Here is an 11,682-nt window from a genome sequence, read left to right as displayed (position 1 = left end):
GGACGCCGTCCCGTGCCAGGACCAGGCGTGCGTCGTGGCAAGTCCGAACGTTGCATTGAATTACTTGCGAGGAGGGTATCGCACTATGGACACCAATCTAGTCGCTCGAAAGCCCCGGGTCGAGGACTTACCGACGCCCTCCACGCCGAAGAATCGAATTCCTTAATACACGAACACGAGAAACGGGCGTTTCCTGGAGTACCAATTCCGGTTAACTTCTTTTCACGACTCGTGACGCGGCGGCGTCGGCCGCGGTGATTGGACTTGTCGTCGATCGACAATCCGGCTTGCCCTCGACGATGGCGGGGTCGCCCCTGGCTCCCGTCGGCGTGGGCGCATTGGATGTCTCGCCCTTGCATGGCCCCGTGGCCGTTGAGGAACGTTTCATGAGTTCATCCGTCCTGCCCGACCTCATCGCCGAGGCCCAGACGACCGAGGAGTCGTTCCTCCGCCACATCTTCGTTCGAGACCAGATGGCGGAGTGGTCCAAGTCTCCCCTGATCATGGCGAAGTCGGACGGGCTCCATTACTGGGACGTTAACGGCAAGCGCTACCTCGACGCCCTCTCGGGCATCTACGTGGCCTCCGTCGGCCACAACAATCGGAACGTCATCGACGCCATCAAGAAGCAGCTCGACATCCTGACGTTCTCTCCGCCGATGCACGGCACCAACCCGGTTGCCATCCAGCTCGCCAACCTATTGGCCGAACTGGCGCCCGGCGACCTCTCGGCCGTGAAATTCCAGTGCGGCGGCTCGGAGGTCACCGAGGCCGCGATCAAGCTGGCCCGGCAGTATCACAAGCTCACGGGTTCGCCCGGAAAATATAAGATTATCAGCCGATACCAATCCTGGCACGGTTCGACCCTGGGCTCGCTCTCGGCCTCCGGCCTGAAGTCGCGCAAGACAGTGAACGAGCCCCTGGCACCAGGGTTCCTCCACGTCTTCCCGCCGACCTGCTACCGATGCCCGTTCGGCAAGACGTATCCGAGTTGCGACATCACCTGCGCCACGATCGTCGAGGACGTGATCGACATGGAGGATCCGTCGACCGTCGCGGCGATCATGGTCGAGCCGATCGGCCACACCGGCGGCCTCATCGACCCGCCCGAGGAGTATTTGCCCCTCCTCCGGGAGATCTGCGACCGCCACAACATCCTCTTGATCTTCGACGAGATCATCACCGGCATCGGACGCACCGGTCAGCTCTTCGCGGCCGAGACCTTCGGCGTCACCCCCGACGTCCTCTGCATCGCCAAGGGGATGAGCGGCGGCTACGCACCCATTTCGGCGATGATCTGCCGCGAGTCGATCGCCGAGGCCTTCTGGGGTCCGATCTCCGAGAACCCCGGCTTCGTCGAGGGGCACACGTTCGAGGGGAACCCCATCTCGTGCGCGGCCGGGATCGCCGTCCTCAAGGAGATCCTCGAGAAAGACCTCTGCGGGAACGCCCGGGTCCAGGGTGAGAACCTCCGCGCGGGGTTCGTCGGGATCGCCGAGAAGTACGGGATCGTCGGCGACATCCGCGGCAAAGGGCTCTTCCAGGCCATCGAGTTTTCGCGAGACCCGAAGACGAAGCAGCGGTTCCCGAGCGAAGTCAATTTCGGCGTCAGGGTCGGCCGTCGCGCCCTGGAACACGGCCTCCTCTGCCGGTTCGACACGCACTGGATCGCCTTCGGGCCGGCCCTGATCGTCACGGCCGAGCAGATCCGGGAGATGATCGCCATCCTCGACCAGAGCATTGGAGAGATCCTCGCCGAGATCGGGTGAGCGGCGAGAGCCCCGGCTCAAGCCTTCGAAATAGCCGATGGGCGAGGCGATGTCATCAGACATCGCCTCGCCCATCTCGGTTTGCGTACGTCACGCCATGATCGCCGATTCGACGGCCACGATCATTTCGCGATCGGGACCTGCGTCTTGCCGGTGAGGTACGTGATGAGGTCGCGAATTTCCTGGGAGGTGAGGGTCTCCAGGGCTCCTTCGGGCATCATTGACGCATCCGAACCCTTCATCTCCTCGATCTCCTCGCGAGGGATGAGCAGGCGTTCGTTGACCGTCTGGATCACGAGAGTCTTATCCGTCTGTTCGCGGATGATCCCGGAGATGAGCCGCCCGTCGTTCGTCGACACCAGGGTCAACTTGAAATCCCGGCCGACCGTGGCGCTCGGATCCAGGATGTTCTCGAGCAGATAGTCGACGTTGCCCCGGTCCGACCCGGTGAGCTCGGGTCCGACATTGCCCCCCGCATCGAAGAGTTTATGGCACTGGGCGCACGAGCGGTTGAAGACCTCGCGGCCCCTGGATCCGTCCGAGCCCTTCAACTGGTCGGGGGTCAGGAGGTTCTTGTACTTGGCGATGAGGGTGGCCTTCTCCTGGGAGGTCGGCCGCACTGCACCCCAGAGCTTCTCGAGCGAGGCCGAGAGCGCCTTGTCGTTGAACGCGTGGATCTGCCTGGCGATCGAGGCGTTCATGTCCTGACGGGTCAGGGTGCCCTTCGCGAGTCCATCGATCAGCGCCTTCGCGAAAGTCGAACGCGACGCCAGCGTGTTCACGGCGTCGGCCCGATCAGTGCTGTCGAACTCCGGCAGGTGCTTGAGGATGAGCTCGGGAGTCGAGGCCTCATCGTAGGATGCCAGTCCCTTGAGTGCCACGCCACGCACATCCTTATCGACGATGAGGGCCTGGAGCATGGGCGCGAGGCCGGCGACCCGTTTCTCCACGAGGGCCGCGAGGGCATTGCGACGCTCCTCGGCGGGGGTCTTCCGGTCCTCGACCGTCGACTTCAGCAGTGCGATGGCCTGGGGATCGTCGAAGAGCAAGGCGAGCAGGATCGTCTGGTCGCGCACCTTCTTGTCCGGCGACTTGGCGAGCTTGGCGAAAACCTGGCCCCAGGTCGAAGGCACAGGGAGTCCCTTACGACCGCGGAGTGCGTCGAAGATGCCGCCGAGCACGTCGCTCTGGACGGAGGAATCCTCCTGGTTGACGAGGAGTTGGAGCAGCAGATCCAAACCCTTGCTCGTATCCTTCGCGTTCACGCTGGCCGGTTGGTCGTCGGCAAGGACCAGGCGACGCGCGACGTATTGCCGCACGACCGGGATCTTCGTCCCTGCCAGGAGAGACACCGAGCGGGCCTTGTCCGTGGGGACGAGCGCCTCGGTCCCGTACCAGTCCATGAGGGGGAGATAGGAGTCGCGGGTATCTTCCTCGTGGGCGAGCAAGGCCTGGGCGATCGGCCAGCGAGCTTCCAGGGCGATCCGCTGCAAGGCCACCGCGAGCCCAAGGCGGACGAGCGGCGAAGGGTCGTCCTTGGCGAGCTTGGCGAACGTGGCAAGGGTCGAGGCCGAGGGGGTCGAGAGGTCGACGAGGAGGCGAATCGACCAGTAACGGACGTGGGCGTCAGCATTGGCGAGCAGTTTGGCGAGCGACTCCTCGTTCAGGCCGTTCGTGACGTAGAGGGCCCAGAGGGCTCGAAGCTTCCGGGTCGTCTCGGGATTGGTCTCGAGGATCGACCAGAGAGCCTTATGGGCGACGGCCATGTCCTTGCCGGCGACGGTCCGCTCCTGCAAGATCCGACGCGCGTTGCGGTCATACCAGTCGTTCTTGTGGAGTTGTAGCTTCACGAGTTCGTCATCCGGCAGGCTTTCAAGGTCCACCTTGACCGGCTTCGGCGTCCCGTACGAGATCTTGTAAATGCGGCCATTCTCGCGGTGCGAGAGATCGGCGTCGGTCTCGTGACACTCGCCGGTGTCCGACCAGTCGGTGAGGAAGACGGATCCGTCGGGCCCGTACTTCAATTCAAGGCCGCGAAACCAGTCGTCGTTGGCGAAGAGGAAATCCTTCTCGTGCTTCGCGACGTAGCTCGACCCGCTCGGTTCGAGCGAGTCATGATTAATGCGGTGGCCGTGGATGTTGCAGGTGAAGACCGAGTTGCGATAGCGGTCTGGCCAGTTATCGCCAAGGTAGACCATCGCCCCGACGTGGGCGTGGCCGCCCCCCGTCTCGCCGTGCTTCCCCTTGCCGCCGCGTGAGTCGGTCCAGTGCCCGCCCGCCCAGTGGATGTGGTCGGCGCAGGTCTCGAGCAGGCCGTAGCTGTGCGGCATCATGTCGGGGCCGAACATCCGCTGGAAGTGGGCCCCCGGGATGACGCGGAAGAGGTGCGGGATCACGCAGTTGGTGATGAACGCCTCGCCGTAGTCGTCGAAGTCGAGCCCCCAGGGATTTGTCGTCCCGTGCGCGACGGCCTCGAAGATCTTTCGGGTCGGATGGAGCCGCCAGACGCCGCAGTTGATGGGGACCCGCTGCGCATCCGGTGTGCCCGGCTTGCCGACGTTGCTATTCGAGAGGATGCCATTGAGGCCGTAGAGCCAGCCGTCCGGGCCCCAGTTCAGGCCGTTGAAGATGTTGTGCTGTCCCTTGACGTCCCAGCCGTCGAGCACGATCTCGGGCTCGCCATCCGGCTTGTCGTCGTGGTCGCGGTCCGGAACGAAAAGGAGGTTGGGGGTCGCGCAGATCCAGACGCCACCGAAGCCGTAGGCCAGGCCCGAGATGTTCGAGACCTTGCCGCCGCGGTCCCAGAAGATCGTCCGCTTGTCATATTTCCCGTCGTTGTTCGAATCCTCCAGGATGATGATCCGGTCGGGTTCCGTGGCCGCCTGGAGCCAGTAGGGGTAGGAAAAGCTCTCGGCAACCCAGAGGCGACCCCGGGGGTCGATCGTGAACGCGATCGGCTGACGCACGTCCGGCTCGGAGGCGAAAAGCGAGACCTGGAACCCTTCGGGCAGGGTCATTTTCCTGGGCGCTTCAGCCGAAGGGATGGGTAGGTTCGCTGCCTCGGAGGGGGCGGCGGAATTGCTGGGATTCGCGGCGGGCTCGGCGGCCGAGAGCGTTACTCCCATCAGCGCCAATAGCATCCCATGGATTAGGCCGAGGTATCTCGTCGAAAACATCCGCTTTCGCTCCCGTGAAGCTCAGGATATCCTGAAGCCAATGGTTATCGATCCTGGCGCACCTTAACGCATGGCCACGTGGTCGGTCGCAAACTCGAGGATCGCGAGCCCTCATCCGACTAAGGTCGTGGAGGCGCTCGTCTTGAGGGTTGGATGGTCGTGACCTCGCGTTGATGGAGAGCATCCTAACGGATCCCTGCCCTGCTGTCGGCCTGCCACCTAGCCCCCATTGCCATTTTCTCAGATGCGGTGATTCCGGACCTTTTGAGCACCTATGGGGCGCCTGCGCCTTGCCAGATCGGGAGAACAGGACATGAAGTCAGGACGTACATGCCTGAAGGTCCGTGTGAGATCACGCTCCGGGGAGTCTTCCATGCGAATCGGCGTCCGCTCGTTCCAGACAGGGCTCAAGCTGGCGGCCTGCCTCGGATTCGGCCTCTGCTCGTCGACCAGCCAGGCGCGGGCCCAGGACGCCGCCGATGACCTTCCTCCCCCCGCATCCCGGCCGGTCGACTACGAACGCGACATCAAGCCGATCTTCGCCAGGAGCTGCTACAAGTGCCACGGGGCCGAGAAGCAGAAGGGGGGTCTGGCTCTCCACCGCCGCGACCTCGCCCTGACCGGCGGGGACGCCGGTCCCTCGTTCGAAACCGGCAAGAGCGCCGAGAGTCACCTGATCCGCCTGGTCGCCGGGATCGACGACGAGGGCTCGATGCCCCCCGAAGGCGCCGGCAAGCCGCTCACCGAGGACGAGGTCGGACTGCTCCGGGCCTGGATCGACCAGGGGGCCAAGTGGCCCGAGGACAAGGGCGGCGCCCAGCGAGTGACGAACACACACTGGTCCTTCCAGAAGCCGGTTGCGAAACCCTGCCCCGCCGTCAAGCAAGCCGGCTGGGCCCGCAACCCGATCGACCAGTACATCCTCGCCAAGCTCGAGAAAGAAGGCTTTGCCCCCTCGCGCGAGGCCGATAAACCAACCTTGATCCGCCGCCTCTATCTCGACCTGCTCGGCCTCCCCCCGACCCCGGTTGAGGTCGACGCCTTCGTGGCCGACAAGCGACCCGACGCCTACGAGTCCCTCGTCGACCGTCTCCTGGCTTCCCCGCATTACGGCGAGCGCTGGGGCCGTCGCTGGCTCGACCGGGCCCGCTACTCGGATACGAACGGTTATGAGAAAGACCGCGACCGCTCGATCTGGCCCTACCGCGACTGGGTCATCCAGGCCCTGAACTCCGACATGCCCTTCAACCAGTTCACCATCGAGCAGATCGCGGGCGACTTGCTCCCGAACGCCACGACCTCCCAGCGCATCGCCACCGGCTTCCATCGCAACACGATGGTGAATGAGGAAGGTGGCATCGACGTCGAGGAATTCCGCTTCGCCTCGCTCGTCGACCGCGTCGCCACCACGGGAACCGTCTGGCTGGGCCTGACGATCCAGTGTGCCCAGTGCCACACGCACAAGTACGACCCGATCACCCAGCGCGAGTATTACCAACTCTTCGCGTTCCTCAACAACGCCGACGAGCCCGACCTCGAGATCCCCAGCCCGGCCATCGCCGCCAAGCGATCCGAGGTCGAAGCCAAGGTCGCTGCCTTGATCGCCGACCGCGAGAACCAGTTCCCCCTGCCGACGGAATCGGACAACTGGGCGACCCTCCGCCCCGTCCAGGCGGACTCGGCCCGAGGCACAAGCCTCAAGATCCAGGCCGATGGCTCGGTCCTCGCGACGGGCGAGGTCCCCGACTCCGACACGTACACCATCGTCCTCGAATCCGACCGTTCGGATCTCAAAGCGATCCGGCTCGAAGCCCTGACCGACCCGTCGCTCCCGCGCCAGGGGCCGGGCCGCACGCCGCACGGGAACTTCGTCCTCACCGGGTTCCAGGCCGCCGGCAGCCCGATTGGCAAGGACGAGCCCCCGGTCCCGATCCTCTTCCGCGAGGCCTCGGCCGACTTCTCGCAGGTCGGCTACGACGTCCGCGGCGCGATCGACGGCGACACGCACACCGGCTGGGCTATCGATGATGGCTCGGGCCACCTGAACCGGAACCGGACGGCGACCTTCATGACCGCGAATCGGCTCCCGTTCGCCGGGAAGACGCGATACGTCCTCACACTCGATCAGCAGTTCGGCTCGAGGCACGTCCTGGGGCACTTCCGCATCTCGGCCCGATACCAGACTGAGGACCCGTCTGCCGGCGTTATCTCCGTCGAGGCCAAGCGACGCCAGCACCTTGAGACGAAGCTCTCCGATTGGATCAAGAACACCCCCGCCTTCCACTGGACGCCGGTTCGACCCTCCGAGGTCCGCTCGAAGAAGCACGCCACAATGGAGGTCCAGGACGACCTCTCGATCCTGGCCAGCGGCGACAAGCCGAACAACGACGTCTACGAGGTCGAGATCCCGACCTTCCTCGCGAACATCACCGGGATGCGGCTCGAAGTCCTCCCCGACGCCAGCCTCCCCGATGGCGGCCCAGGCCGTGCCCCGCTCTACTCGGTCGGCGACTTCATCCTTACCGACCTGTCGATCGGCAAGGTGGTTGATGGCAAAGAACAGCCGGTGAAGATCCAGGGCGCAACCGAGGATTACTCCGAGGAGAACCACCCGGCGGCCCTGGCCATCGACGACAAGCCCGACACGGGCTGGACGATCCGGGGCAAGACCGGCAAGCCCCACGCCGCCGTCTTCGCCTTTAATGAGCCGATCAAGGGCAACGGGTCCACGACGCTCAAGCTGACCCTCCGTCAGGAGGGGATCCATCAGATGACGATCGGCCGGTTCCGTATCTCACTCACCAGCGACAGCGGCTCCGTCCGTGCGTCGGGCGTGCCGGCCGAGATCGAGTCCGTTCTCGTGAAAGACTTGGTCGAGCGGACGAGTGAGGAAACCCGGAGCCTCAAGGCCTACTTCCTCGAAGTCTCCCCGGATCTGGCCAAGTACAACGAGAAGATCGCCGCACTTGAGAAGTCGGAGCCGCAATTCCCGACCTCGCTGGTGATGAAGGAGCGTGCCCAGGCGCACGCCAGGGACACGTTCATCCACAAGCGGGGCGAGTTCCTCAAGCCGACCGAGAAGGTCAATCCCGACGTCCCGGCCGTCCTGCCTCCCCTGCCCTCCGACGCCCCCAAGGATCGCCTGTCTTTCGCTCGCTGGCTCGCGGATGAAGGGAACCCTCTCGTCTCCCGCGTCATCATGAATCAGGCCTGGCAGTCCTTCTTCGGGCGAGGGCTGGTGGCGACCGTCGAGGATTTCGGGACTCGCGGCGAACTCCCGTCTCACCCCGAGTTGCTCGATTGGCTCGCCTTGGAATTCCAGCGCCAGGGCTGGAGCATGAAGGCCATGCACCGCTTGATGGTGACGAGCGCCACGTACCGCCAGGATTCGCACGTCACCCCGGAAAACCTGGCTCGCGACCCCAAGAACATCCTGCTCACCCGAGGCCCCCGCTTCCGGGTCGAGGCCGAGGTCGTCCGCGACATCGCCCTGAGCGTCAGCGGGCTGCTCACGCCCAAGATCGGCGGCCCGAGCGTCTTCCCGCCCCAGCCTGATGGCGTGACGAACCTGGCCTACGGGCAGGCCCCCTGGAAATCCAGCGACGGCCCGGATCGGTTCCGCCGCGGGCTCTATACCCACATCAAGCGCACGGCCCCCTACGCCGCGTTCGCCACCATGGACGCCCCGACGCCCGAGACGACTTGCGTCCGTCGCGAGCGATCCAACACCCCGCTCCAGGCCCTCACGGTCCTGAACGACCTCGTCTACGTAGAAGCTTCGAGGGCACTCGCGAAACGGGTCCTGGCCGAGGCTCCCGGCGGCCTCGACGAGCGGATGACCTACGCGGTGCGGCTCTGCCTGGGCCGGGCACCGCAAGCCGAAGAACTCGCCCTGCTGAGGTCGTTTCACGATCGTCAGCTCGACCGGTTCAAGGGCAAGGCCCTCGACCCGGCCAAGGTGCTGGGACTGAACCAAGACAAGGCTCGTGCGACCAAGGACCTGAATGAACTGGCGACGTGGACCACGGTGGCCCGGGCCTTGTTGAACCTCGACGAGACGATTACGAAGGAGTGAACGATGTCCTTTCGCGATCAGTTCCAGCTCGATGAGCGAGGGGCTTCGCCGCTCCAGGTCCAGACCCGTCGCCACTTCTTCCGAGACTGCGGCGTCGGGGTCGGCAAGATGGCGCTCGCCAGCCTCATGCTCAATAACGAGCTCCGGGCCGCGGTGACGAACCCGCTTGCCCCGAGGGTGCCCCACTACGCGCCGAAAGCGAAGCACGTCATCTACCTGTTCATGGCGGGTGCGCCGAGCCAGCTCGACCTCTTCGACCACAAACCCGTTTTGCAGAAGTACGACGGCAAGCCCGTCCCCGCGGATGTCGTCAAGGATCAGCGATACGCCTTCATCCGCCCCGACGCGAACCTGATGGCCTCGCCGTTCAAGTTCGCCCGTCATGGCGGCTCGGGGGCCGAGCTTTCGGAGATGCTGCCCGGCCTCTCCGAGGTCGTGGATGACATCGCGATCATCAAGTCGATGCACACCGACCAGTTCAACCACGCCCCGGCCCAGATCTTCGTGAATACGGGCTCCTCTCTGCCCGGCCGCCCCAGCATGGGCTCGTGGGTCACCTACGGACTGGGTAGCGAGGCCGCGGATCTACCCGGCTTCGTGGTGCTCTCCTCGGCGGCGGGCGTCAGCGGCGGGTCGGCCAACTGGGGCAGTGGCTTCTTGCCCACGGCATATCAAGGCGTCCCCTTCCGATCCAAGGGAGACCCGATCCTCAACGTCGCCAACCCCGACGGGGTCGACGGCAAGCTTCAGCGCGATTCACTGGACCTGATCCGGAGCCTCAACGAGAAGCGGCTGCACGAGGTCGGCGACCCCGAAATCGAGACCCGTATCGCCTCCTACGAGCTCGCCTATCGGATGCAGACGAGCGCCCCGGAGCTCATGGACCTGAGCGGCGAGAGCCGTCAGACGCTGGAACTCTACGGGGCCGAGCCGGGCAAGTCCTCGTTCGCCAATAACTGCCTGCTCGCCCGCCGCCTGGTCGAGCGTGGAGTCCGGTTCATCAACCTGTACCACGAAGGCTGGGATCATCACTCGGATGTCGCCGGCGGCCTGAAAGCCCAGTGCGGCCAGACCGATCGTGCGGCGGCAGCCCTGATCAAGGACCTCAAGCAGCGCGGGCTGCTCAACGAGACCCTGGTGGTCTGGGGCGGCGAATTCGGCCGCACGCCGATGGTCGAGTCGAATGCGAACCTGGGACGGACCCTCGGCCGCGACCATCACCCACAGGCCTTCACCATGTGGCTGGCGGGGGGTGGCGTGAAGCCGGGCGTGGTCATGGGCGAGACCGATGACCTCGGCTTCCACATCACCAAAGACCCGGTCCATGTCCACGATTTGCAGGCGACGATCCTCCACCTGCTCGGCCTCGACCACACCAAGCTGACGTATAAGTTCCAGGGCCGGGACTTCCGCCTGACCGACGTTCATGGCAACCTCGTGAAGTCGATCCTGGCCTGATCCGGCTCATTCCGCATGGACTCGAACCTTCGCGGCCGGTCTAACTCCCGGCCCGAGGGCGAGGTCGCACAGCTCCTTCTGCCAGGATTCGCGACGCGCAAACGCATCTCGAATGCCTGGCTCAAGGAGACGTGACATGCCCGACGCTCACGAACCCGCCGCTCCCTCGCCGATCACGCGCCGTTCGGCGTTCCGGACCTCGCTCGCCCTGGCCGGCGGGTCGATGCTACCGCTCGAGATTGAAGCCAAGGGCGCCGAGCCCGAGGCCAATGCACGCCGGGCCTCGCCTAAGCGCTATCGGATGCTCAAGTCGATCAACCTCTGGGCATTCCCCTACCCGCAGCGGATGTCGCTCAAGGAGTGTTTGCAACTCGCCAAGGATGCCGGGTTCGACGGGGTTGAGCTGAACTACGACCTCGACAACGACCTCTCCCCCAAGGCGGGCACGGCCGAATTTCAGGCGATCCGCAAAATGGCCGAACAGATCGGCATCCGGATCAGCGGCCTCTGCTCGTTCCTCTACTGGCCGAACTCCCTCACCGACAACGACCCCGCCCGGCGAGCCCGCGGGCTCGAGCTGGCCAACGAGATGATCGAGGCGGCGCACGACCTGGGGACGCCCAACCTGCTGACCATCGCGGGCTCGGTGGCGATCCCCTGGCTGCCCGAGCGCGAGGTCGTGCCGCTCGACGTCTGCGACCGCAGGGCGCGCGAGGCGATCGGCTCGCTCGTGCCCAAGTCCGAGAAGCTGGGCGTTTCTCTCAACATCGAGAATATCTTCTTCAATGGATATCTGACGACGGCCGCGGAGATGAATGCGTTCGTCGACAGCTTCCAGAGCCCGAACGTCCGCGTCCACTTCGACACGGGGAACATCATGCTATTCCAGTACCCGGAGCACTGGATCCCCGAGCTAGGCAAGCGCATCAAGAATGTTCATTTCAAGGAGTTCACCAAGAAGGGGACCGACTACTCCCTGGAATCCTTCCGGCCCCTGCTCGACGGGACCACGAACTGGCCCGCGGTGCTCGATGCGCTCGAGGGGATCGGGTATGAAGATTTCGTGACCTTTGAATACTTCCACCCTTACCTGCACTATCCCGAGGCCCTGGTCTACCAGACCTCGGATTCGCTCGATCGGATGCTTGGTCGGACCGGCTCCATCATCGGAACGCGGGCCGAGGACAAGCATCCTCGCTGATCA

At 64.7% G+C, this 11,682-nt stretch carries 5 protein-coding genes; 4 read left to right on the top strand and 1 reads right to left on the bottom strand.

Features of this window, described 5'->3' with window-relative positions; genetic code table 11:
* Nucleotides 1–386 precede the first annotated feature (386 nt).
* Nucleotides 387–1,769, top strand: coding sequence for an aspartate aminotransferase family protein (locus tag ACOYYX_RS14545; protein ID WP_422930626.1), 1,383 nt, complete (start codon nucleotides 387–389; stop codon nucleotides 1,767–1,769).
* A 122-nt stretch (nucleotides 1,770–1,891) separates the two neighbouring features.
* Here the strand turns inward: ACOYYX_RS14545 and ACOYYX_RS14540 are convergent, their stop codons facing one another.
* A complete protein-coding gene (locus tag ACOYYX_RS14540) occupies nucleotides 1,892–4,945 on the bottom strand; it encodes a PVC-type heme-binding CxxCH protein (protein ID WP_422930625.1) in 3,054 nt (1,017 codons plus the stop codon).
* A gap of 373 nt (nucleotides 4,946–5,318) precedes the next feature.
* Here ACOYYX_RS14540 and ACOYYX_RS14535 point away from each other — a divergent pair, with 373 nt between their 5' ends.
* From ACOYYX_RS14535 to ACOYYX_RS14525, 3 genes are all read left to right on the top strand, one after another.
* A complete protein-coding gene (locus tag ACOYYX_RS14535; protein WP_422930624.1) occupies nucleotides 5,319–9,020 on the top strand; it encodes a PSD1 and planctomycete cytochrome C domain-containing protein in 3,702 nt (1,233 codons plus the stop codon).
* Nucleotides 9,021–9,023: 3 nt separating this feature from the next.
* Entirely contained in the window at nucleotides 9,024–10,478 is a 1,455-nt protein-coding gene (locus tag ACOYYX_RS14530) for a DUF1501 domain-containing protein (protein WP_422930623.1), read from the top strand.
* 136 nt (nucleotides 10,479–10,614) lie between these two features.
* A complete protein-coding gene (locus ACOYYX_RS14525) occupies nucleotides 10,615–11,679 on the top strand; it encodes a sugar phosphate isomerase/epimerase family protein (protein WP_422930622.1) in 1,065 nt (354 codons plus the stop codon).
* The last annotated feature ends 3 nt before the right edge of the window (nucleotides 11,680–11,682 follow it).

Source organism: Singulisphaera chitinilytica (genome assembly GCF_049331405.1).
In the GTDB taxonomy this organism is placed as follows: domain Bacteria; phylum Planctomycetota; class Planctomycetia; order Isosphaerales; family Isosphaeraceae; genus PoT.
Note: the sequence above shows the minus strand (reverse complement) of the source record. Positions and strands in the feature narration are given on the sequence as shown.